Genomic DNA, 20,872 nt, shown 5'->3' with positions numbered 1-20,872 from the left:
GGCCGGATGCGTGAGGGCTCGCCGCGCCACGCGTGTGCCCTGGGTGGGGTGAGCCTCGGGCGGGTCAGCCCCGCGCCGGGATGCCCCGCGCCTGACTAGCCCCGTGCCGGATCAGCCCCGCGCCGGGTTAGCCCCGCGCCGGGATGCCCCGCGCCGGGTTAGCCCCGCGCCGGGATGCCCCGCGCCGGGATGCCCCGCGCCGGGATCTCCAGCCCCCGCTGCACGGCGGGGCGTGCCACGAAGGCCGCCAGCACGCGCTGCACCTGCGGGAAGGCGTCAAAGCCCACCAGATCGCCCGCGCCGTAGAAGCCCACGAGGTTGCGCACCCAGGGGAACACGGCGATGTCGGCGATGGTGTAGTCGCTGCCCATGATCCAGTCGCGGCCCGTCAGGCGCTGCTCCAGCACGCCCAGCAGGCGCTTGGATTCGGCCACGTAGCGGCCCAGCGGGCGCTTGTCCTCGTAGTCCTTGCCCGCGAACTTGTGGAAGAACCCGAGCTGCCCGAACATCGGCCCCACGCCGCCCATCTGCCACATCAGCCACTGCAGCGTCTCGTAGCGCGCGGCGGCGTCCTGCGGCAGAAAGCGCCCGGTCTTCTCGGCCAGGTAGACCAGGATGGCGCCGGACTCAAACAGCGCCAGCGGTTGGCCGCCGGGGCCACCACCTGGGCCATGGGGGTCGAGGATGGCGGGGATCTTGTTGTTGGGGTTGAGCGCGAGGAACTCGGGCGAGAGCTGGTCGTTGGTCTCAAAGCTCACCAGGTGCGGCTCGTACGGCAGCCCCGTCTCTTCCAGCAGGATCGACACCTTCACGCCGTTGGGCGTGGGCAGCGAATACAGCTGCAGCCGGTCGGGGTGCGCGGCGGGCCATTTGGCCATGATGGGGTGGGTCCATGCCATGGGCAACTCCTTTTTCAATCCTTGACGAGGCCGCAGTCCACCACCAGGTTCTGCCCCGTCACGGCGCGGCCCCAGGGCGAGAGGAAGAACAGCACCGCGTCGGCAAACTCGGCCGGCGTGGTCACGCGGCGCAGCGGGGTCATGCTGGCGATCAGGTCGAACACCGCCTCGGGCGTGGCGCTGCTGGCGTCGGTGGTGCGCAGCAACCCGCCCGACACCATGTTCACCGTGACGCCATCCGGCCCCAGGTCGTGCGCCGCCGTGCGCGTGAGCGACAGCAGCGCGGCCTTGGCCGCCGTGTAGTCGTGGTACGGCACCACCGGGTTCTGGAACAGGTTGGTGCCCACGTTCACGACGCGCCCGAAACCCTGCGCGCGCATGGCGGGCAGCGCGGCCTGCATGGTGTTGAGCGCGCCCTTGACCGCGCCCTCGATCTGCTGGCTGACGCGCTCCCAGGTGATCTCGCCCAGCTTGGGGCGCGCATCGCCGTCGAACGAGAACTGCGCCAGCGCGTTGTTCACCACGGCGCTGATGGGGGCGCCCGTGCGCTCGCGCGCGGTGGCAAACAGGCGCTGCACGGCGGCGGCGTCGGTCACGTCGGCCTGCAGCGCAATGGCGCGCGGGCCCAGCTCGTCGGCCAGCGCCTTGGCGGCGGCATCGCTGCGGTGGTAGTTGATGACCACGCCCGCGCCCTCGCGCGCCACGGCGCGCGTGATGGCCTGGCCCAGGCCCCGGGCGCCGCCCGTGACCAGCACCCATTGTTCAGACAGTTGCATGCGTGAACGCTCCGGGGGTCAGGCGGCCTTGGGCGGGCGGTGCAGCACGCACAGCTTGTTGCCGGCCGGGTCGCGCAGGTAGGCCAGGTACAGCCGCCCGCCCGGCGCATGCTCGCGCCAGCCCGGCGGGTCTTCACACGTCACGCCGCCGCTGGCCACGCCCGCCGCGTGCGCCGCATCCACCTGCTCGGGCGACTCGGCCGCAAAGCCCGTGGTGGCGCCGTTACCAAAGCAGGCCGGCTCGCCGTTGATGGGCGCGGAAATGGCAAAGGTGTTGCCCGCGTGGCGCCAGAAGGTGCGGCCCTTGGGGTCGGTGAAGCCAGGCTTGCAGCCCAGGGCGCCCAGGAAGGCGTCGTAGAACTGCTTGGATTGATCGGGGTTGCTGGCTCCCAGCATGACGTGGCTGAACATGGGGGGTGGGTCTCCTTGGTGAAATGCTTGGTGGGCACCTGGAGGACAGGCGCGCGGCACATGCGCCGCGGGCACAGATAGTAGCGGGCGAAGCGCTGGGCCGCAGGAAAGCTGCGAGGAGGTATCAACGACCCCTACTTGCAGCCGATGATCGTGGGACGAGTCGTATGCCTAACCCTAATGCCCACGTTAAGGGGCGACAGCGTGCGAAGCACGTTGACGTCCCCTTGAACAACCAGTTAGGCTGAGGATGGACGCTGCAGTGTTCATATGACGTCCCTCGTACAAATCCCGTCTGAACCGCCTACCCACTTGGTTGTAATGAAGCGCATGAGTTTGGTTAGTCAAGTTTTATGAACTTGGGCTTTGGTGAGATTATTTTTGGCGCCATGGCCTTAATGTGAAGCCAGTCTGGGGCATTCACACTGATTAGCTGATGTTTTGACGTGACCAAATCTTGCTGAGCAGCCTCATTTAGAGCTTCCTCAATTTCGACGGCCTTTGCGTCAGGATACTTTTCGATCTGTTCTTGAATCTTTTGCGCTTTGGCACTCGGCTTCACGAAGTACGGGGGCTGCGGTTGTTTTCCGAGTGTGCATATCGCTCTTGCGACAGCATGATATGCATCGTTGAAAAGGCCCATAAAGCCATTTGGGTCAGCCAGGGAGACAACCCACAAGCCGTGTTTGTGATCGTACTTCACCCCAGCGGAATTGTTAAAGTGAGTCGATTCTGGAACGATGCCAATGCGAAGCCCTTGGCCGCCCTCAAGTTGCGCGTAGTTTGATTTCACTGTAGCGGCCAGATGCTTCTTGTCTCCTGCTGATGACAAAAACAAATCAGTTTTCCAGATTTTCTTGATGCGTTCGTTTAGCAACGGTTCTGCCAAGTGGCCTTGTGCGGCAACTGAGACCCAGGGGCCGAAATTAAAAGGCTTTCCTTGGCCTTGAGGGAGGAGATATGAGTCTTTACCTGCCTCATCCACCACTGCTTCCAGGAACCCCAGGTACTTTGCGCGTTCCTGCCCGAACATTAAAGATGTGGGTTCGGCATCCTTTACCGACTTGGAAGATCGTCGAAGCGCCATTGCTATTGGCTCCATAACGCTCGGCTCCTTACCCAGGAGCGCTTCGTGAACGGCCCATTCGAAGCCGTCGCCCCTCATGCCTTTGTCTCGCTCTAGTCGTGCAATTTTTGCCAGTTGCCTCATCCGCACTTCGGCTAGTGGCGTGTTTAGATCAGTGAGATCTTCGTCCGATATCGAATCGATTAGTGCTCTTAGAACTGATCTTGCAACTGCATAGAGGGCTCTCCCATACTCGTCTACGGGCGCACTTTGCTCAATAAAGGTGATATTTGCTGCCATGTTTTTTTGAGTTTAAAGCCTAACGTAAAGTTAAGCCGTGCGGCGAAGCCGTGTCGGCTTGAACGTCGTGGTTGGGCGCTGACGCGCAGGGGGGCCACCGGGGGCGGCGAGGCGGGAACCCCCCCCTCCAGGGGCCCCCGCGTCAAGGCCGCCACGCGCCGCAGGGGAGCCTTGATGCGGGGAAGGGAGGGGGGGTAGCCTGCCTTGGCGACGCCGGGGGATTCCCGAAGAGGCAGGGGCCGACCGCGACGTCGCCCCGGCAGGGGCGCTTTTCCGTGGGTGGGGGGGGCGAAATGCTGGTGATCCATACAGCTCCCGGGAGGCCGGCAACACCCTGGCCGGGAGGGGTGCTGCCTGCGGCGAGCGCTGGGGGTGTCCGTAAGGGCGCCCCCGGCGCCGCCGCAGGCGGCGCCTAAATTTATCCCATAAACACTTTAGAACACGGAAGCAAAAAAACACCGCGGGCTGGCGCACGGGCGCTACGGAAAGCAGAGCGGCCCTGGCGACGTCCAACGGACTAGGTAAGCCGCCCGCAGTATGCGGGTCGGCTTGAGCGCTGGGTTAGACCCAAAGCGCAAAAAAGAATGTGACCGCACGGGCAACGGACTACGAAAACCAGAGCTGCCAGCGCTTGCTGCACAAGGGCTAGAAGCCAAAAAGGCTTGAAACTGGCACAGCCTACGCAGGCGAAGCCCGAACGAACGCCAAACACCCAGCGGATAAACGCTTGCGAGGGTAAATGGCGTTTGAATATTCATGGGCTGAAATGAGCAAGAATAAAAAGCAGGCTAACGAATAAGTTCAGCAGCCGCCTTGGGCGGTCGGCTGCGACGAATGGTTAGGAAGCCGATGGATTTACTGATAATCCGGTTCGGTATACACGACACCATCTTTTCCTATATTGCACATATCCTTTGGAAAATTATTTGAATTCTCTGCGGCAATAAATGGAATGGGGTCTTTGCCTCCGCTAATGTAAAACTGTTTATAGCCCACATACGCACCAAATCCATTTTTCGCGTTAATTTCTCCGCAAAGTTGAAATAATTCAGGATCGTATTTAAATAGAAGACCCCAATTTTCAAATAACAATGAATATTGTTTTAATTCTAATAATTTTAACCGATCTACGACTGAGCCTTCTAATGATTGGAGTTGCAATGATCGAAAGCGCGCGGATTCAGGGTCGTTAAGTTTATCTGTAACGGCTCTCTTTAAAATTCGAACGCTATTTTTAATAGTACTTTGATTTTCAAAATATATGGTTGTTGCAACTGCAGATAAAACAATAATTGGAGTAGCAATCCCAATTAGTAGAACTTTGCGTTTCATGAGAGGAGGTCGAAAAAGCGAATGATGTACGCTAACGGTTGAGTTCAGCCGCCGCCGTAGGCGGTCGGCTGTGACGACGTGTTAGACACGGGCGTGTTTGGCAACTGCAAGAATATATGAGGCGTGATAGCTAATGGCCTGATATGTTCCAGGTGTCCATTCGTTAGTTTCTGCCAGTAATGCTAATACACGCTCGGTTTTTTCACTATTTGCTGTGCGCCGCTTGCCCGATGATTCTGGAGTGAAATAAACCGTGTTGCCTTCTACTTCAACATGAAATGGCTTATTTCTTGTTCCTGTATAGAGAACTTTGCCTTCCAAAGAACGGCAGTGGCTACGAAAGGAGTCAAACGTCTTCAGCATACGATTTTCGGAATGGGACTAACGCCCGCGGTAAGCTGCGCCGGAGCGAAGCGGAGGGTACCAACAGGCGGAGCCTGTTGGCGTCAGCTTGACCAAACAGTTAGGCTGGGGAGCGGAGGCAGCTTGTTGCACTTGATATCCCCTATGTTTTTGCTGATAGCGGTTCATAACCAGCATCCAAAGGCGCAACCACTGAAATGAACCGAAGTGGGCCAACGCTGGTGCAAAGAACACCGTGCACCTGCCCTTTGTTTGCAACTACGATATCCCCCGGAACAATTGCAACGGTGTTGCCTTGCTCGTCAATTTGATATTGACCTTCCCCTGAAAGGATGGTCCATGTATCTTGTCCGTCGGGGTGAATATGTGGCGCAATAGTTTGGCCGGGCTCCACATGCCAAGCCACGATAACTGAATGCGAAGATTCAACAACAACAGACCGTATTGGTTCTTTCTCGGCTGGCTGCATGAATTCATGGGACTTATACACGCGGTGAGTGCTCATTTTTTGCTCCGTAAATGCAAGCCTTTGGGCAGCAAGATTCGCGCCGCCCAAAAGTCTAACGCCTGAGTTAAGCCGCGCCGCGAAGCGGCGTCGGCTTGAATGAATTGTTGGGTGTCTTGCCTAGAACCAACCAGAAAGTTGCAAATAGCACGATTTTGATTCCGAGTTTGGTGGAGTCCACCATCGCGCAAGTGACATTCTTACAATTGACCCTTGGGGGATTATTTCTATGGCTGGATCGATCCCGACGTATGCAAAGTAGGCGTCGTGTTCCGGGTCTGTATAATGATACTTGTCTTTGTTGAATGAGTTTGTATACGTTAGGTTCGAGTTTGGCCTCCAGAAGCACACACTATGATCTGGAATGCTAGTCGCATCAATATAGGATGCTGCGCGCAACGGTGAGTGAACTGACCCGCCAAATAAGTTGCTTAGTGACCCTGGTATGACATTGCAATTTTGAGATATGAAGCGTTTGACGGCTGTTCTACTCAGAGTGGTGCTGAGATGAGAAGATTGAACCATCACGTCTTCTAAATGTGGGCGAACAAGGTTCGTTTTTGGCGTATAGGCGATCTTCCATATCTGGCCAATCTGGAATGAAGCGTCTCCCGGCTGATTTCCTCCATTCGACGTAAGCAATCGGACATTTCGATTTTGGCTTATGTCGAATCCGCCAATACAGACGTTTCCACCTCCCATTTTGGTGCGAGATACGATCAGAACATCTGCTTGCTGTGGAGCGATTGCTGCAGATCTACTCCCAAACGTTCTTAAATTGATAGCCATATCTCCCCCTGCGCTTAAGTCGAATCTTTCGCCTCTATAAGGCAGTTATGTTGTTGATGGGGTAATTCTTGTGTTTTAGTATCCAGTCCGTAACGAGCGACCGATGACACGCTTTGGCTGGCCCTTCAACACAAAAGAAACAGGGACGGCGATAGGGTTGAATTTCTTGAATAATTTCATTCACATCAGAATTCGCCAAGATTCTTTCTTGGTACTCTTCTTTGAATATGTTAGAGAGCTCGGTGCGGCTTCTTTTGTTTTCTGCATATTTTTTGTCCTCTTCTTTCTGGGCGTTACGCACTTCATCAGTTGGCGCAAGGTTTTTAATGTGAATGTAAGCAATTCCTTGCCTGGACAACTCAGTTTGGAGTGCGTTTGAATTGAGGAACGAATATGATTTCCCCCGCATTCCGCGCCGCTGCCGAATATCAACAAGAATGTCAACTCCATTGTCTTTGAGACTCTTAAAGAATCCTTCCTTGGAGTGCCCATACCCCCCAATTGTGTGAATTATTTCGATCATTTTTTATACGCTCCTCGTGATCTAGTAATTATAGGGGGGGGGCCAAATATGTCGTCCTGCCCGCCAGTAATCCGGCGTATTGCTTCATCTTGAGATATGTCAATTCCAGTCTCATCAATGTGAATCATTTCAACCCCAAGCTCCTTCAACTCTGAGCCAATGAGCTTGCATCTGTGGCACTCTTGTGGCCGAAGCTCGCTACACATGATGCAAGCGCATATCCCCTTATTGCTTGCAGTGATTAGTCGAGAAAGGCCGTGCTGAAATTCGGCACCCTCTGACAGGCGTATATAGTTCACTTTTCCATCCTTGTCGAAGTGCTCGTCGGATACAGGCTTCCCCCCTAAGGTGTCACCCATAAATACGTAGCGCATCCCGGATTCTTGGCATAGGTGCACGAGGGAATCTTTCCCGAATGAGGGATTGAATTTCGAAAATGGATTACTGCGAACATCAATTAGAAATTCGCAGCCCCTCGCGGAGAGTAAGCTGCGAACTTCCTCCCATGATCTGTTTCCGTACCCAATGCTATAGAGAGTTGTCATACTGCCTCTTTGACGCCCAACGGGCGAGGTAAGCCGACCGCCGTAGGCGGGTCGGCTTGACCGAAATGTTAGACAGCCTATTTTTTCTGCTTTTTCCCGTTATTTTCAAGAAATGCCGCGAACTCAGCAAGGGATACACCAAACCAATCTTTGCCATTTTTCGGTGACCAAAGTACACCGCTTGGTTTCACTCGGATATGTCCGACTACTTTTCCTTCTGAATCAATAATTTCATGATCGGCAACTTTTTTTGGACGGAATGAGTTGACGTTGTTCTTCTTGGGTGCTTCTGCTTTGGTATCCATGTTTTCCTTTCTGTAATGACTAACGAACTAGGTAAGCCACCCGCCGTAGGCGGGTCGGCTTGAGCGCCGGGTTAGATCCAACGCGGGTTACTAACAGAATGTATAGTCGCCAGGTTTACGTTTTTCGAGATCATTTGCCTTTTGTTCTGGGGTTTTGAACACGCACTCGTATCTGGTGTTCATTCCAGTAACTTTATAGCTTCCATTTTCTAAATTCGTTACAAACCAGACGCTCATCGGTGCACCCATCAAATTTTTCGCCATAACTGCAACAGCAATCTCACTCCCAACCGTTTTAGTTTCTACTACCTGAATTGGTGTTTTTATACACTGCTTCATCACTTTCAGACAATTTCCAATCCATTCTAGGCCTTCAACTATATTACTTCCGAATCGATGATTTGAACCAAGGGAGCCTCTAATGCGTTCAAGATCATTGTCTGCATATGCGTTTATTAAATGGTTAATCGCTTGTTCGGGAGTTTTGGCCTCGTCATTTTTTGATTTGGAGCATGCACTTATAGAAGTAACAAAAACTATGGTGACCAAAAGTAGATATAAAAATTTTCTCATCGTGTATTTTTACCTAACAGACAAGGTAAGCCGCCCGCCTTTGGCGGGTCGGCTTGACTGCTGGGTTAGATCCGACGGACGAAAAGGGTGAGATGAGCAACACCGAGAATCTTAGGCAATGGTTATAGATACTGATCCTTCGTGCCCTTTGTTTTTGGTGTCGTTTTGGCTCCGTTGTTATGCATAAATTTGATAGCACGATTCGCACCGGATAGATCAAATCTTATGACACGGAAATTATCGCTTTGCAATGGAAGCGCAAAACCAATCCGCAAACCACCTTTAATTATTCCGTCGATTTCGTCAAATTTGCTGAAGACATATCTGAACTTCCCATCGTCCAACTGTTTATTGCAGTGAACGGAGAGATGGTTTGCGCCACTATCTGAGTTGGCTAATATCGGGTATTTATCACCGAGTTTACAGGTTGTGTTAATTCCAAGCATCCAAAGACAGTTGCCGGTGTCTGGGGAGCAATATTGACCAAGCAGGTGCCCGCTATCGTTGACCGTGGCTGCAAAAACAAAATTGTCATCATTCGTTTTTCCGGTGAACCATGCGCCAAAATTTTCGGCTTTAACTAAAGGGGTCCATGTAATGGCGGATGCAATCAGAATAGAAATTGCAATTCGCATGGTGGTTGTTCCTTTAACTAGCGAATGACTTCAGTGGATGCCAAAGGCGGTCCGCTGGAAAGAAATGTTAGCCATTCTATTTAATGATCAAGCCATGATGCTTTTCGAGATACCGCAGCATCCTTTCGAGGGCTGTCATTACGTCGAGTTGGTTTGCACCAAACGCGTAATACCCACTACGGAGCGCCTCGTCGGAGATGTTATCTGGCACACTATGATCTCTGATCTTCTGCTTTTCCTGGTCACTCAGTCGAACCATGAGTGGATAACGAAAAGCGCGCCCATCGGCTTCTCGGATGCCGCCTGGTCCATAGTTCTGAATACTTGCGTTGTAGCACTCATTGCCCAGAATGCTTTCCAATTGGATAAGCGCCTTTCTACGTGCCTTTGGTAATTTATCAACCACACACTCTCCTTTAGCTAAAAAATGAAGTAAGCTGACCTCTTTGGCAAGTTGGCTTGACTGAAATTTTTGGGGCCAACATTGAAACTGGGAAGAATAGAAAAATTACATAAAACGAGTGCATCATGCGTAAATGAAAACATGGGCAGTGCGTTAAAATTTAAAATTTTCGCTGTCCTTGATTTGCTGCAGAGCAATTCCCACTTGCTTTGGTGGTCGCTTTGACGCCTTGTGGTGAAGTGCTGATGCTTTGTAATACTATTGATCCAGTAAAACGATTAATGCGAGCTTCGTTTTCGAATTGCCAGTTGTCTGGGCCGGTGTCACGGCTGGTCATATCCCAGGCATCCTCAGTGCTTCGATTAACACCAATTGCCTTAAATCCTGAGGGATTGGTGGCATTGGTACCTATGATGACTAAGCGAATTTTATTTCCCTTAATCATAATCCTGGGGATTGGATTTTCAAATATTTGAATCTGAATAATATCTCTTATTTGACTTTCGTTTCCCATAAGCAATTCGGATCCTGAGACTTGGCACTCAATTTGAATTGAGTTTGATGTTTGTGCGGTTGTGGGTGTTGCAAAAAAAATCATGCACGCTATTGTTGCTGCATGGAGATTAAATGTATAAATGAAATTTTTCATTTTTCTATTGGTGTATGAAATTATATGTGAGGGGTATACTGATGCGTCAGTGTAAGGCTAACTAGGATTAGACAATCGTACGAACGCAGTCAAAGGCGTGCCAAACACATGTGCGGCGCATACAGCACCGCATATTTCTGAGCGTTGTAGAAATTTAGACCGCCTAAAATTTAGCCGATGCACACGCACTGCGTTCCTCCCTTTTATTCCGTGATGCTGAAACATTGAATTAAGCGCGAGGCACTATCACGCATTCGGTGAAGGTCTGCTTGGGGCCGATGGGTACGTCCCACCACAGCAGGTAGTCGTCTTCGAGTTTCTGTTCCAGCCGCTCGGCCAGCCTGCGTTCACCCGACTGCATGCGTCCCGCGCATGAGCCAAGTGCGGGTATCAACGTCGCCATTCCTTCCCCGCCCGTCCTATTTGTTTCGGATTGAAACCTTATAGGCGGCGAAGCTGACTCCAAACTGACGAAACCCCCAAGCCTGCGGCATCCGGCTGCATGGGGGCACGGTGCGCGGCTTAAGATGAAAATAGCCCCTAGCGCTTATGTAGTAAGCGCTAATAGCTATTCAATCAGGAGCAATTTGAATTCAGGGCGTCAATGCCCGACAGACACGGCGCCGCACCAAGCGCAGGGGAGCCCCCCGGCGGCGCGGCAAAGCCCGCTCAGCGCGCCGGCAGGGACGTGACCGCCCCGTCCACCGTCTGCTCGCGGCTGCCCCGTGGGCACGGTTGGTCGGTGTAGATCACGCGGCCATCGGATTGCTGGCATTTGCGCGGCGGCGCCAGGGGCGCCGATGCGGCACCGGCCGCGCCCTGTGCGGCGGGGGCGGGCCGGCCGGCCTTGCCCGGCGGCAGGGTGTCGGGGCCGGGGCGGGTGATCTTGCGCCACACCTGCGCGGCCCAGGGGGCGGCGTGGGGCGTCCATTGGTCGGCCGTCCACCACGCGGCGGCGGCGCCGGCAATGACGACGGCGGCCAGGCCGCCCCAGAAGATGCGCTCGCCGCGGCTCAGCATGGCGTCAGGCCAGGTGCTGCCCCAGGATGCCGGCCAGCTCGAACATGCCGATGCGGTCCTTGCCGAAGACGGCGCGCAGCTTGTCGTCGGCGACGATGGTGCGCTTGTCCTGCGGGTCCTGCAGGTTGTGGGCCTTGATGTAGTCCCACATCTTCTTGACGGCCTCGGGGCGCGCCACGGGTTCAGTGCCAATCACGGCGGCCAACTGGGCGCTGGGCGCCTTGCCAGCGGCGGTGCTGGCCTTGCGCGGGGTCTTGGCGGCCGTGGTTTTGGCCGCGGCCTTCTTGGCGGCGGCCTTGGTGGCGGGTTTAGAGGCTTTTACGGCTCCAGCGCCCGTCCCACGTGCGCTGGCAGCTCCTGTTTTTGCAGCAGCCGTCTTGCGCGGCGGGTATTTGGATTCGCGCTGCTCGAACTCGAAGTTGACCTTGCCCGCCTCCTTGTCCCAGGCCAGGAAGGCCTTGAACGCGCGGCGCGTGCGCATGCTGACAAACTTGTCCAGCAGGTCGGTCTTGCCGGTGGCCAGCAGCTTTTGCATCTGCGCGCGCTCCACGGGCTGCTGCAGGATGACCTTGCCGCTCTTGAAGGTGCACGACGGCGTGGGCTGCTGGGCGGTGGGCACGGATTTGCTGCACACGTAGTTGCTGCCGTGTTCATACACGGGGGCGCCGCAGCTGGGGCAGGCACCTAAGCTTTCCTGGCCGGCAAAGTCCACGATCTCGCCCGATTCCTCGGCGTTTTTGTCGTCGCCAAAGTCGAATTCGAGCTTGTAGTTGCCCGCCTCTTCGTCGCGGGCAATGGTGACTTCGGCCACGAAGGGCCAGCCGGCCTTGGAGCGGAAGCCCTCCAGCGGGCCGATGCGGCGGTCGCGCAATAGCTGCTCGGCCTCGGCGGTTTCAAACGTGCGGCCCGCGGGCGACTTGGTGAACGAGAAGCCGCAGCCCTCGCCGTTGCCGCCCGCGCCAGCACCTGAAGCGTCGTCCGACCGGCCGACGCAGGCGTAGCGGCGGTAGTTCTCCTTCACCACGCCGCCGCAGTTGGGGCACGGCGTGGACAGGGTGGCGTAGTCGCCGGGGATGGTGTCGCGGTCGTATTCCTTGGCCTTCTTGACCAGCTTCTCGGTCATGGCCTGGATCTGCTGCATGAAGGCCTCGCGGCTCAGCTGGCCCTTTTCCATTTGCGCGAGCTTGAATTCCCACTCGCCCGTCAGGTCGGCGCGGCACAGCTCCTGCACATCCAGGCCGCGCAGCAGCGTCATGAGCTGGAAGGCCTTGGCCGTGGGGATCAGCTCACGGCCTTCGCGCAGCATGTATTTTTCGGTCAGCAGGCCTTCGATGATGGCCGCGCGCGTGGCCGGCGTGCCCAGGCCCTTCTCCTGCATGGCCTCGCGCAGCTCGTCGTCGTCGATCTGCTTGCCGGCGCTTTCCATGGCGCCCAGCAGCGTGGCTTCGGAGTAGCGCGCGGGCGGCTTGGTTTTCAGGCCCTTGGCCTCGGCGAACTCGGTGTGGGTCATCTCGCCGGGCTTGACGGGCACCAGCGGCTGGCCCTTGTCGCCGGCCTTGCCGTCTTCGACCTCGTTGGCGGCTTCCTTGCCGTAGATGGCCAGCCAGCCGGGCTTGACCAGCACCTTGCCCTCGGTCTTGAACGAGTGACCCACCACCTGGCTGATGCGCGTGGTGACCTGGTATTCGGCACTGGGGAAGAACACCGCCATGAAGCGGCGCACCACCAGGTCGTAGAGCTTTTGCTCGGCCTCGGACAGGCCGCTGGGGGCCTGCGTAGTGGGGATGATGGCAAAGTGGTCGCTCACCTTGCTGTTGTCGAAGATGCGCTTGGACGGGCGCACGTAGCCGTCGTCCAGCGCCTGCTGCGCGAACGGCGCCAGGTGGCGCATGCCGCTGCCGGCCAGCATGCCGAAGGTCTGCCTGGCCACGGGCAGGTAGTCCTCGGGCAGCGCGCGCGAGTCGGTACGCGGGTAGGTCAGCGCCTTGTGGCGCTCGTACAGGCTTTGCGCCAGGGCCAGCGTGGTCTTGGCGGAGAAGCCGAACTTGCCGTTGGCCTCGCGCTGCAGGCTGGTCAGGTCGAACAGCAGCGGCGATGCCTGGGTGGTGGGCTTGCTTTCCTCGGTGACGGTGGCGGCCTTGCCGCGCACGGCGTCGGCGATGTCCTTGGCCTGGTGGTACGACCAGACGCGGTCGGCGCGGGCCTCGGGGTCGTCGCTCTTCTTCCACTTCGGGTCGAACCACTTGCCCAGGTATTCGCCGGCCTCGGCATGAAAGCCCGCGTGGATTTCCCAGTAGTCGCGGCTGACGAACTTGCGGATTTTTTCCTCGCGCTCCACCACCAGCGACAGCGTGGGCGTCTGCACGCGGCCCACGGTGGTCAAAAAGAACCCGCCGTCGCGCGAGTTGAAGGCCGTCATGGCGCGCGTGCCGTTGATGCCCACCAGCCAGTCGGCCTCGGAGCGGCTGCGCGCGGCGCTGGCCAGGCCCTGCATCTGCTGGTCGCTGCGCAGGTTCTCGAAGCCATCGCGGATGGCCTGGGGCGTCATGCTCTGCAGCCACAGGCGCTTCACGGGCTTGCCCAGCCCGCCCTTGGCGCCACCGGCGTACTGCTCGATCAGGCGGAAGATCAACTCCCCCTCGCGGCCCGCGTCACAGGCGTTGACCAGTTCGGTCACGTCCTTGCGCCTGGCCTGCTTGACCACCGCGTTCAGGCGGCTCTTGGTCTTGTCCACGGGCTTCAGGTCGAAATACGGCGGGATCACCGGCAGGTGGGCAAAGCTCCACTTGCCGCGCTTGACGTCGAATTCCTCGGGCGCCTGGATCTCCACCAGGTGGCCCACGGCGCTGGTGACCACGTAGCGCTCATTCTCGAAATGGTCCTCGTGCTTCTCGAACTTGCCGGCAACCGGCGTGAGGGCGCGCACGATGTCCTGCGCCACCGAGGGCTTTTCTGCAATTACCAGTGTTTTGGTCATTTTGTGGGTCTCTTACGCCATACCGCGCCCTGCTGGCGCTTCTACAATCCGCCTCACACGCGCGCACGCGCACGCATGTGTGCACACATTCAAAGTAACAGAGTTTCCCCATGCCCCGCACCGCTTCCACCGCCGCCCCCACGCCCGCCGCCGGTCGGCGCATCCAGACCCGGCGCTCGGGCGTACATGGCAAGGGTGTGTTCGCCGTGCAGGACATTGCCGAGGGCGAGGTCCTCGTCGAGTACACGGGCGAGGTCATCAGCTGGCAGGAAGCCCAGGACCGCCACCCGCACGACCCCGCGCAGCCCAACCACACCTTCTACTTCCACGTGGATGAAGACCGCGTGATCGACGCAAAGTTCGGCGGCAATTCCTCGCGCTGGATCAACCACAGCTGCGACCCCAACTGCTTTGCCGACGAGCAGGGCGGCCGCATCTTCATCACCGCGCTGCGCAACATCCGCGCCGGCGAGGAGCTGAACTACGACTACGGCCTGATCATCGAAGAGCGCTACACGCCCAAGCTGAAGGCCGAATACCCCTGCTGGTGCGGCAGCAAGAATTGCCGCGGCACGCTGCTGGCGCCCAAGCGCGGCTGGGCGCCGCCGGGCCTGGCGCCCCAACCTCCCACCGAAAAAGCCGGGAAGGCCCCAAAGACCCGCAAGGCCGAGGAAGCCAAAGGCAGCGGCAAAGCCGGCAAGCCCGCCAAATCCGCGAAACCCCGCCAGGGCCGCAGGAGCGCCCAGCGGTGAGCCCCGCCGCCACCCCCGTGCGCTGGCCGGCCGAGGCCCTGTGGGAGGCGATTGCTCCGCTGCTGCCCGGCTTCACCGTGGAGGTCCTGCCCAGCATCGACTCCACCAACAGCGAGCTCATGCGCCGCGCGCGCGACGGCCGGCTGGAGCCCACGCTGCTGGTGACGGAGGAGCAGACCGCCGGTCGCGGCCGCCTGGGGCGCGACTGGCACAGCGCCGCCACCTACCGCGACACCGGCGTGGTGCCCGCGCTCACGTTTTCGCTGGGCCTGCCGCTGGCGCCGCACGACTGGTCGGGCCTGTCGCTGGCCGTGGGCGTGAGCGTGGCGCAGGCGCTGCAGCCCGTCCTGCCCCCCGAAGGCAGCGGGCACCCGCGCGTCCTGCTCAAGTGGCCCAACGACCTGTGGCTCCAGGATGGGCGCAAGCTCGGCGGCATCCTGGTGGAGACGGCCACGCTGACCGCGCCCGGCGCGGCCGTGCCGCCGCTGGTGGCGGGCCAGAGCCGCTACGTGGTGGTGGGCATCGGGCTGAACGTGTTGCCCGTGCTGGCCGACGGGCTGCGCACGCCCCCCGCGTGCCTGCGCGAGGTGGACACCACGCTCACCGCGGCCAGCGCGCTGCAGCGCATCGCGCCGCCGCTGGTGCATGCGCTGCTGGGTTTTGCCGAGCATGGCTTCGCCCCCTTCCAGGCGCGCTTTGCGCAGCGCGACCTGCTGGCCGGGCGCGCCGTCACGCTGAGCGACGGCACGCAGGGCACGGCCCACGGCGTGACCGAGGACGGCACGCTGCTGGTGCACACCGCGCGCGGCATGCAGCCCGTCACCAGCGCCGAGATCAGCGTGCGCCCGCAATGACCGCCACGCCGCGTTCCCCGCGCTTTTTGCGCGCCCCCGCACCTTGAAGGACTGAGCCATGCTGCGCCTTGCCGTCGTGCTTCTGCTGCTGGCCAACGCCGGCTACTACGCCTGGTCGCAAGGGCTGCTGCGCGGCTGGGGCCTGGCGCCGGTGGATGAGTCCGAGCCGCAGCGCATGGAGCAGCAGATCGCCCCGCAGAACCTGCGCCTGCTGCCCCAGGGCAGCAAGGGGGCCGCGTCGTCCGCGGCACCGGCGGGCCCGGCGTCGTCCCCCGCAACCGTCGCCGCGCCCGCGGAGCCCCCGGCCTGCCTGCAGGCGGGCGTGTTCGACGCGCGCCAGGCCGACGCGCTGCGGCGGGCGGCTGCCGTCTTGCCCGAGGGCAGCTGGACCCTGGAGCCCACGCCGATCACGGGCCGCTGGATGGTGTACATGGGGCGCTTTCCCGACGAAGAAGCGGTGGCCAAGAAGCGCGCCGAGCTGCGCGCGCTCAAGATCCCCTACGACCGGCCCGGCGCGGCACTGGAGCCGGGGCTGTCGCTGGGGCGCTTTTCCACCGAGGAGGCCGCGCAGCGCGGCATGGCCCTGCTGGCCAACCAGGGCGTGCGCACCGCGCGCGTGGTGCAGGAGCGCGCCGACGCGCCCGGCTTCATGCTGCGCCTGCCGGCCGTGAACGACACGCTGCGCACACGCCTGGACACCACGCTGCAGCCGGCGCTGGCCGGCAAGACGCTGCGCCCCTGCGCCTGATCCCTGGCACGCCGCCGGCGCGGTTTGCCGACCGCGGTGGCCTGCGCGGCATGGCGCGCGGCAGCCTTGATGGATGGCGGCCTTCGCACCGGCAGCGCCGCTGCCGGCCCGCCGTCAGCCGTCAGCCCGCGTCCAGGCTGATCTGCGCGAAGCGGCTCACGCGCCGCATCTTGTCCACTTCCTTCTGGATCTGGGCCCCGAATTCCGCGGGCAGCGAACCCGAGGGGAACAGCCCGTGGTCGGCCAGCGCCTTGCGCACGGCGGGCTCCTCCAGCGCCTGTGCGACGGCGTCACGGCGCGCGCGGACCACGACGGCGGGCGTGCCGGCGGGTGCCACCAGACCGAACCACGACGGATCGTTGTTGGTGAACAGGCTCAGCTCGGCATAGGTGGGCACCTTGGGCAGCACGGCCAGGCGCTGGTTCCACGACACGGCCAGCGCGCGCAGCTTGCCCGCCTGGATGTGCGGTAGCGACGACGCCACCTGGTCGCAGTACACCTGCACCTTGCCCTCCAGCAGGTCGGGCACGGCGGGCGCCGCGCCACGGAAGGGCACGTGCTTCATGGACGTGCCGGTGGTGCTTTGCAGCAACTCGGCCCACATGTGGCCGATGGTGCCCGCACCGGGCGTGGCATAGGTGATCTTGCCCGGCTGGCTCTTGAGCAGCTTGATGAACTGCTCGAAGTTTTGCGCCGGCACGCTGGGGTGCACCACCAGCACGCCCGGAGCCTTGACGATCTCGGTCACCGCCGCGAAGTCCTTGATCGCGTCGTAGGGCAGCTTCTTGTACACGGCGGGGTTCACGCCGTGCGTGGAGAGCGTGGCCACGCCCAGCGTCATCCCGTCGGCCGCAGCCTTGGCCACCGCCTGCATGCCGGTGGCGCCGCCCGCGCCGGGCAGGTTGTCCACCTTCACGGGCATGCCGAGGATGCGCGACAGCGGCGCGGCCAGCACACGCGCGGTGATGTCGGTGGCGCCGCCCTGCGGGAAGGGGACCACCAGCCGCAGGGTGCTGCTGGAGGCCTGGGCACTCGCCAGGCCGGGGATGGCGCCAGCGGCCGCCAGTGTCAGGATGTCTCTACGCTGCATGCAATGCTCCCTCAAGGTTGGTCTTTGGTAACAAACCATTCTGGTAACCCCGCGGGCCGCTGACCAATGAGCATTGCGACACATCTCATTTCAATGCGGAATGCACTGCCGGCGCACACCGCGGCAGCGCCCGGTGGCCGTAGGGAAGAAATCCCGCATTCACCCTTGCCTGGTAAGCGCCAGCAGCTATGTTTTTTATCGCCACGCCTGCACAAGCGCGTGGAATGACAAAGGCCCGTCCATGGGAACGGGCCTTGCGTTGGGAACCTCGGTACAGACGACTGCGGCCCCTTCGCTGCCGAGGCCGCCGCCTGAATGCCGCCGCCAGCGGTCAGCCGCGCGGGTCGGTCGCCAGCAGAGACTCCACCAGCGCGCGCAGGTCGGCGCGCAGCCGGTCGAACCCTGCCGGCAGGATGTCCAGCGTCCGCTCGTCCATGTAGAGCTTGCGGTTGATCTCCACCTGGATGCTGTGGCGGTGCTGCGCCGGGTTGCCGTAGCGGCGCACCAGTTCCACACCCTTGTAGGGATGGTTGTAGTCCACGCTGTAGCCGCGCTTGCGCAGGAATGCGCAGATCTGCTGCGACAGCGCCGGGCTGGCGGTGGCCCCGTCGCGGTCGCCCACGACGAAGTCGGCATGGTGCAGGCCCGGGTAGAGCGTGGCATGGCTGGCGGCCACGGCGGGCATGGAGTGGCAGTTGAGGTGGATGCTGTAGCCATGGCGCGCGTGGGCGGCGTCGATCTCGGCCGCCACCGCCGCGTGGTAGGGCCGCCAGCAGCGATCGATGCGCGCACGCACCTCCTCCACGCCCAGCGGGCGGTCGTAGATGGGCTCGCCCTCGTCGGTGAACTTCCAGATCAGCCCCTTGCCCAGGCGCACCTTCTGCAGCACCACGGGGTCGGTGGTGACCGGGTCGGGCCAGGGCGCGTCCAGCAGGGTGGCGTCCAGTTCGGTAGTGTCGCGGTTGGCGTCCAGGTAGATGCGCGGGAAATGCGCCTCCACCCAGCCCACGCCCAGCCCGGGCGCGAAGGCGTAGAGCTTTTCGACGTGGGTGTCCTCCGCACGGCGCAGCACGGGCAGGTCCAGCGCAGCGCGGAAGTCGGCGGGGTAGACGGTGCCGCTGTGCGGCGAATCCAGCACCAGGGGCGTGCGCCCCGCGATGCGGGAGACCATGCGTGCGGGTGACGCAGCGGGCGGCGCCGCAGGGGCGCCGGCTGCGCCGGGCTCGGCCTGCAGGTACTGGCTGTGGATCAGTTTCAGCACTGCTTGCATAGGCACACTCCGTGGAAATCAGTCCAGTTTGATCTTGGCATAGGCTGCCACCTGTTTCATCTTGTCAATTTCACGCGCGATCTGCGCGGAGAACTCGGCGGGCGTGGTGCCCGACGCATACAGCCCCTGGGCCGCCAGGCGATCGCGCACCGCCGGCTCCTTGAGGGCCTGGGCCACGGCCTGTTGCACGCGCTGCACCTGGGCCGCGGGGGTGGATTTGGGCGCCACCAGGCCGAACCACGACGCATCGTTGGCCTGCTTGTACCCCAGCTCGGCATAGGTGGGCACGTCGGGCAGCACGGCCAGGCGTTCGTGCCAGGACACGGCCAAGGCCTTGAGCTTGCCGGCCTTCACGTGCGGCAGCGACGAGGCCACCTGGTCGAAGTACACCGGCACCTGGCCGCCCAGCACGTCGTTGGTGGCCGGACCCGCACCGCGGTAGGGGATGTGCACCATGCTGGTGCCCGTGGCGCTCTTGAACAGCTCACCCCACATGTGGCCGATGGTGCCGTTGCCCGGCGTGGCGTATTCCACCTTGCCGGGATGGGCCTTCAGGTGCTTCACGAGGTCGGCGAAGTCCTTGACGGGCAGCACCTTGGGGTTGACCACGATGATGCCGGGCGCCTTGACGATCTCGGTCACGCCGACGAAGTCCTTGATGGGGTCGTAGGGCAGCTTGCCCAGCACGGCCGGGTTCACGCCGTGGGTGGACAGCGTGGCCACGCCGAAGGTCAGCCCGTCGGTGGCGCGCGCCACCTCGGCCATGCCGATGGAGCCGCCCGCACCGGCCTTGTTCTCGATCACCACCGGCTGGCCCAGCAGGCGCTGCAGGGGTTCCTGCAGCGAGCGCCCGGCAATGTCGGTGGCGCCGCCCGGCGGGAAGGGCACGACGATGCGCAGGGGACGGCTGTTGTCCTGGGCGAAGGTCATTCCAGAAACTACAGAGGTAACCGCCAGCGCGGCAATCAGTTTGCGACGTTGCATGGACTCACTCCTTTGATGGTGCACGAAAGATAAACGAAGGGGTGCGGACGGAAAAGCAATAGCTGTGCCTGTTATCATTCCATTGTGGAATGTTTTGATCGGCAAACCCCATGATCCTGCGCCGCCTTCACCCGCCGCTGCACCTGCTGCGGGCGTTCTGTACCGTGGCCCGCTTCGGGGGCATCTCGCGCGCGGCCGAGGCACTGCACCTCACCCAGAGCGCGGTGAGCAAGCAGGTGCAGGAGCTGGAGCGCTGGGTGGGCGTTGCGCTGTTCGAGCGCAGCCGCAAGCGCCTGTCGCTCACGCCCGCCGGGGAGCGCTACGAAAAGGCCGTGAGCGCCCTGCTCGCCCGCTTGGAGGCGGCCACGCTGGAGCTGATCACCAGCGGCGACGAGGGCGGCGCGCTGCACCTGTCGGTGCTGCCCACGCTGGCCGCCAAGTGGCTGATTCCGCGCCTGCCGCAGCTGCGTGCGCAGCACCCGCAGATCACGCTGCACTTCGTGCCCTACGTGCACGGCTACGACTTTGCCGACCCCGAGCTGGATTGCTCCATCCTGTTCGGCGACGGACATTGGCCGGGCGCACGCGCGCACTACCTGACGGGCAACGACGTGGCCCTGATCGGCCCGCGCGCCGGGCTGGCCGGCGCGCCGCCCCTGCACAGCCCGCAGGACGTGGCACGCCACACGCTGCTGCGCCACGTGAGCGTGCCCGGCGCCTGGCAGCACTGGGCCGAGGCGCATGGCGTGAACGGCCTGGACCCGCTGGCCGGCCCGCAGTTCGACCAGTTCCAGACCATCATCCGCGCGGTGTCGGTGGGCATGGGCCTGGCCCTGGTGCCGCGCTGCCTGGTGCGGGACGAGATTGCCGCCGGCACCGTCACCGAGCCGCTGCCCGGCGGCGGCTACACGAGCGACCTGGGCTACTGGCTGTGCTACCCCGAGTCGCGTGCGCAGCTGGCCACGCTGGTGCGCTTTCGCGACTGGCTGCTGGCGCTGGCGGACCCCGCGGCGGGCACGGCCGCACCGGCTGCTTGAATCCACCTCAAAATGCCCTCCAGCGGTTGCCCATCAAGCGCGAGCAGCTATTTGATCGATAGCATC

At 61.0% G+C, this 20,872-nt stretch carries 25 protein-coding genes and 1 pseudogene; 4 read left to right on the top strand and 22 right to left on the bottom strand.

What is annotated here, in order from left to right:
• Positions 1 to 158: 158 nt before the first annotated feature.
• The 19 genes and pseudogenes from I3K84_RS14255 to I3K84_RS14175 form a co-directional block, all read right to left on the bottom strand.
• Positions 159 to 899 (bottom strand): glutathione S-transferase N-terminal domain-containing protein, encoded by a 741-nt coding sequence (locus tag I3K84_RS14255; RefSeq protein WP_196994823.1) that lies wholly within the window; start codon positions 897 to 899, stop codon positions 159 to 161.
• A 14-nt stretch (positions 900 to 913) separates the two neighbouring features.
• On the bottom strand, positions 914 to 1,675 hold the full coding sequence (locus I3K84_RS14250; protein ID WP_196994822.1) for a 3-oxoacyl-ACP reductase: 762 nt from the start codon (positions 1,673 to 1,675) through the stop codon (positions 914 to 916).
• 18 nt (positions 1,676 to 1,693) lie between these two features.
• Positions 1,694 to 2,086: a VOC family protein gene (locus I3K84_RS14245; RefSeq protein ID WP_011807063.1), complete on the bottom strand. Its 393-nt coding sequence runs from the start codon at positions 2,084 to 2,086 to the stop codon at positions 1,694 to 1,696.
• 340 nt (positions 2,087 to 2,426) lie between these two features.
• Positions 2,427 to 3,452, bottom strand: coding sequence for a hypothetical protein (locus tag I3K84_RS14240; RefSeq protein WP_196994821.1), 1,026 nt, complete (start codon positions 3,450 to 3,452; stop codon positions 2,427 to 2,429).
• Between the two features lie 479 nt (positions 3,453 to 3,931).
• Positions 3,932 to 4,210, bottom strand: a complete 279-nt coding sequence (locus I3K84_RS14235; protein WP_196994820.1) for a DUF1010 domain-containing protein — start codon at positions 4,208 to 4,210, stop codon at positions 3,932 to 3,934.
• 97 nt (positions 4,211 to 4,307) lie between these two features.
• Positions 4,308 to 4,784: a hypothetical protein gene (locus tag I3K84_RS14230; RefSeq protein ID WP_196994819.1), complete on the bottom strand. Its 477-nt coding sequence runs from the start codon at positions 4,782 to 4,784 to the stop codon at positions 4,308 to 4,310.
• An 81-nt stretch (positions 4,785 to 4,865) separates the two neighbouring features.
• Complete coding sequence (locus I3K84_RS14225) at positions 4,866 to 5,147, bottom strand: hypothetical protein (protein ID WP_196994818.1); 282 nt, start codon at positions 5,145 to 5,147, stop codon at positions 4,866 to 4,868.
• Positions 5,148 to 5,289: 142 nt separating this feature from the next.
• Positions 5,290 to 5,652: a cupin domain-containing protein gene (locus I3K84_RS14220; RefSeq protein WP_013722854.1), complete on the bottom strand. Its 363-nt coding sequence runs from the start codon at positions 5,650 to 5,652 to the stop codon at positions 5,290 to 5,292.
• Between the two features lie 823 nt (positions 5,653 to 6,475).
• Entirely contained in the window at positions 6,476 to 6,964 is a 489-nt protein-coding gene (locus tag I3K84_RS14215; protein ID WP_196994817.1) for a DUF488 domain-containing protein, read from the bottom strand.
• Entirely contained in the window at positions 6,961 to 7,509 is a 549-nt protein-coding gene (locus I3K84_RS22565; RefSeq protein WP_196994816.1) for a DUF488 family protein, read from the bottom strand. Before I3K84_RS22565 ends, I3K84_RS14215 begins: the two co-directional genes overlap by 4 nt.
• A gap of 77 nt (positions 7,510 to 7,586) precedes the next feature.
• Positions 7,587 to 7,814 carry a hypothetical protein gene (locus I3K84_RS14205; RefSeq protein ID WP_196994815.1) on the bottom strand — a complete coding sequence of 76 codons (228 nt, stop codon included), beginning with the start codon at positions 7,812 to 7,814 and terminating at the stop codon, positions 7,587 to 7,589.
• A gap of 19 nt (positions 7,815 to 7,833) precedes the next feature.
• Complete coding sequence (locus tag I3K84_RS22560; protein ID WP_370567831.1) at positions 7,834 to 7,911, bottom strand: DUF1010 domain-containing protein; 78 nt, start codon at positions 7,909 to 7,911, stop codon at positions 7,834 to 7,836.
• Positions 7,905 to 8,387 carry a hypothetical protein gene (locus I3K84_RS14200; RefSeq protein ID WP_196994814.1) on the bottom strand — a complete coding sequence of 161 codons (483 nt, stop codon included), beginning with the start codon at positions 8,385 to 8,387 and terminating at the stop codon, positions 7,905 to 7,907. Before I3K84_RS14200 ends, I3K84_RS22560 begins: the two co-directional genes overlap by 7 nt.
• A 13-nt stretch (positions 8,388 to 8,400) precedes the next feature.
• Positions 8,401 to 8,490 (bottom strand): DUF1010 domain-containing protein, encoded by a 90-nt coding sequence (locus I3K84_RS22555; RefSeq protein ID WP_370567744.1) that lies wholly within the window; start codon positions 8,488 to 8,490, stop codon positions 8,401 to 8,403.
• A gap of 19 nt (positions 8,491 to 8,509) precedes the next feature.
• The gene (locus I3K84_RS14195; protein WP_011807068.1) at positions 8,510 to 9,022 is read right to left on the bottom strand and encodes a hypothetical protein; all 513 of its coding nucleotides are present in this window, start codon (positions 9,020 to 9,022) and stop codon (positions 8,510 to 8,512) included.
• A gap of 563 nt (positions 9,023 to 9,585) precedes the next feature.
• Positions 9,586 to 10,074 carry a hypothetical protein gene (locus I3K84_RS14190; protein ID WP_172734578.1) on the bottom strand — a complete coding sequence of 163 codons (489 nt, stop codon included), beginning with the start codon at positions 10,072 to 10,074 and terminating at the stop codon, positions 9,586 to 9,588.
• A gap of 241 nt (positions 10,075 to 10,315) precedes the next feature.
• Positions 10,316 to 10,477 (bottom strand): annotated as a pseudogene (locus tag I3K84_RS14185) (nuclease-related domain-containing protein); the annotation flags it as partial.
• Positions 10,478 to 10,743: 266 nt separating this feature from the next.
• Positions 10,744 to 11,094: a DUF4124 domain-containing protein gene (locus I3K84_RS14180; RefSeq protein WP_196994813.1), complete on the bottom strand. Its 351-nt coding sequence runs from the start codon at positions 11,092 to 11,094 to the stop codon at positions 10,744 to 10,746.
• Between the two features lie 4 nt (positions 11,095 to 11,098).
• A complete protein-coding gene (locus I3K84_RS14175) occupies positions 11,099 to 14,071 on the bottom strand; it encodes a DNA topoisomerase III (RefSeq protein ID WP_196994812.1) in 2,973 nt (990 codons plus the stop codon).
• Between the two features lie 110 nt (positions 14,072 to 14,181).
• On the opposite strand from I3K84_RS14175, the gene I3K84_RS14170 reads away from it, so the two are divergent.
• Genes I3K84_RS14170 through I3K84_RS14160 form a run of 3 tightly spaced genes read left to right on the top strand, consistent with a single transcriptional unit; the run spans position 14,182 to position 16,425 of the window.
• A complete protein-coding gene (locus I3K84_RS14170; protein ID WP_196994811.1) occupies positions 14,182 to 14,823 on the top strand; it encodes an SET domain-containing protein in 642 nt (213 codons plus the stop codon).
• Complete coding sequence (locus I3K84_RS14165) at positions 14,820 to 15,677, top strand: biotin--[acetyl-CoA-carboxylase] ligase (protein ID WP_088888105.1); 858 nt, start codon at positions 14,820 to 14,822, stop codon at positions 15,675 to 15,677. Before I3K84_RS14170 ends, I3K84_RS14165 begins: the two co-directional genes overlap by 4 nt.
• Before the next feature lie 58 nt (positions 15,678 to 15,735).
• On the top strand, positions 15,736 to 16,425 hold the full coding sequence (locus I3K84_RS14160) for an SPOR domain-containing protein (RefSeq protein ID WP_196994810.1): 690 nt from the start codon (positions 15,736 to 15,738) through the stop codon (positions 16,423 to 16,425).
• Between the two features lie 121 nt (positions 16,426 to 16,546).
• Here the strand turns inward: I3K84_RS14160 and I3K84_RS14155 are convergent, their stop codons facing one another.
• The 3 genes from I3K84_RS14155 to I3K84_RS14145 form a co-directional block, all read right to left on the bottom strand.
• On the bottom strand, positions 16,547 to 17,515 hold the full coding sequence (locus tag I3K84_RS14155; RefSeq protein WP_196994809.1) for a tripartite tricarboxylate transporter substrate binding protein BugE: 969 nt from the start codon (positions 17,513 to 17,515) through the stop codon (positions 16,547 to 16,549).
• A gap of 331 nt (positions 17,516 to 17,846) precedes the next feature.
• Positions 17,847 to 18,785 carry an N-formylglutamate amidohydrolase gene (locus I3K84_RS14150; protein ID WP_196994808.1) on the bottom strand — a complete coding sequence of 313 codons (939 nt, stop codon included), beginning with the start codon at positions 18,783 to 18,785 and terminating at the stop codon, positions 17,847 to 17,849.
• Between the two features lie 18 nt (positions 18,786 to 18,803).
• Positions 18,804 to 19,769 (bottom strand): tripartite tricarboxylate transporter substrate binding protein, encoded by a 966-nt coding sequence (locus tag I3K84_RS14145; protein ID WP_011807079.1) that lies wholly within the window; start codon positions 19,767 to 19,769, stop codon positions 18,804 to 18,806.
• 110 nt (positions 19,770 to 19,879) lie between these two features.
• On the opposite strand from I3K84_RS14145, the gene I3K84_RS14140 reads away from it, so the two are divergent.
• Positions 19,880 to 20,806, top strand: coding sequence for a LysR substrate-binding domain-containing protein (locus I3K84_RS14140; RefSeq protein ID WP_196994807.1), 927 nt, complete (start codon positions 19,880 to 19,882; stop codon positions 20,804 to 20,806).
• Positions 20,807 to 20,872: the final 66 nt, after the last annotated feature.

It is taken from the genome of Diaphorobacter sp. JS3051 (assembly GCF_015832135.1).
In the GTDB taxonomy this organism is placed as follows: Bacteria; Pseudomonadota; Gammaproteobacteria; order Burkholderiales; family Burkholderiaceae_C; genus Diaphorobacter; species Diaphorobacter nitroreducens.
This window is presented reverse-complemented; position numbering and strand designations above follow the sequence as displayed.

Bases quoted from the DNA above. Each gene is read 5' to 3' on its own strand.
- I3K84_RS14255 (WP_196994823.1), bottom strand. From the start codon at position 899: ATGGCATGGACCCACCCCATCATGGCCAAATGGCCCGCCGCGCACCCC.
- I3K84_RS14250 (WP_196994822.1), bottom strand. From the start codon at position 1,675: ATGCAACTGTCTGAACAATGGGTGCTGGTCACGGGCGGCGCCCGGGGC.
- I3K84_RS14245 (WP_011807063.1), bottom strand. From the start codon at position 2,086: ATGTTCAGCCACGTCATGCTGGGAGCCAGCAACCCCGATCAATCCAAG.
- I3K84_RS14240 (WP_196994821.1), bottom strand. From the start codon at position 3,452: ATGGCAGCAAATATCACCTTTATTGAGCAAAGTGCGCCCGTAGACGAG.
- I3K84_RS14235 (WP_196994820.1), bottom strand. From the start codon at position 4,210: ATGAATATTCAAACGCCATTTACCCTCGCAAGCGTTTATCCGCTGGGT.
- I3K84_RS14230 (WP_196994819.1), bottom strand. From the start codon at position 4,784: ATGAAACGCAAAGTTCTACTAATTGGGATTGCTACTCCAATTATTGTT.
- I3K84_RS14225 (WP_196994818.1), bottom strand. From the start codon at position 5,147: ATGCTGAAGACGTTTGACTCCTTTCGTAGCCACTGCCGTTCTTTGGAA.
- I3K84_RS14220 (WP_013722854.1), bottom strand. From the start codon at position 5,652: ATGAGCACTCACCGCGTGTATAAGTCCCATGAATTCATGCAGCCAGCC.
- I3K84_RS14215 (WP_196994817.1), bottom strand. From the start codon at position 6,964: ATGATCGAAATAATTCACACAATTGGGGGGTATGGGCACTCCAAGGAA.
- I3K84_RS22565 (WP_196994816.1), bottom strand. From the start codon at position 7,509: ATGACAACTCTCTATAGCATTGGGTACGGAAACAGATCATGGGAGGAA.
- I3K84_RS14205 (WP_196994815.1), bottom strand. From the start codon at position 7,814: ATGGATACCAAAGCAGAAGCACCCAAGAAGAACAACGTCAACTCATTC.
- I3K84_RS14200 (WP_196994814.1), bottom strand. From the start codon at position 8,387: ATGAGAAAATTTTTATATCTACTTTTGGTCACCATAGTTTTTGTTACT.
- I3K84_RS14195 (WP_011807068.1), bottom strand. From the start codon at position 9,022: ATGCGAATTGCAATTTCTATTCTGATTGCATCCGCCATTACATGGACC.
- I3K84_RS14190 (WP_172734578.1), bottom strand. From the start codon at position 10,074: ATGAAAAATTTCATTTATACATTTAATCTCCATGCAGCAACAATAGCG.
- I3K84_RS14180 (WP_196994813.1), bottom strand. From the start codon at position 11,094: ATGCTGAGCCGCGGCGAGCGCATCTTCTGGGGCGGCCTGGCCGCCGTC.
- I3K84_RS14175 (WP_196994812.1), bottom strand. From the start codon at position 14,071: ATGACCAAAACACTGGTAATTGCAGAAAAGCCCTCGGTGGCGCAGGAC.
- I3K84_RS14170 (WP_196994811.1), top strand. From the start codon at position 14,182: ATGCCCCGCACCGCTTCCACCGCCGCCCCCACGCCCGCCGCCGGTCGG.
- I3K84_RS14160 (WP_196994810.1), top strand. From the start codon at position 15,736: ATGCTGCGCCTTGCCGTCGTGCTTCTGCTGCTGGCCAACGCCGGCTAC.
- I3K84_RS14155 (WP_196994809.1), bottom strand. From the start codon at position 17,515: ATGCAGCGTAGAGACATCCTGACACTGGCGGCCGCTGGCGCCATCCCC.
- I3K84_RS14150 (WP_196994808.1), bottom strand. From the start codon at position 18,785: ATGCAAGCAGTGCTGAAACTGATCCACAGCCAGTACCTGCAGGCCGAG.
- I3K84_RS14145 (WP_011807079.1), bottom strand. From the start codon at position 19,769: ATGCAACGTCGCAAACTGATTGCCGCGCTGGCGGTTACCTCTGTAGTT.
- I3K84_RS14140 (WP_196994807.1), top strand. From the start codon at position 19,880: ATGATCCTGCGCCGCCTTCACCCGCCGCTGCACCTGCTGCGGGCGTTC.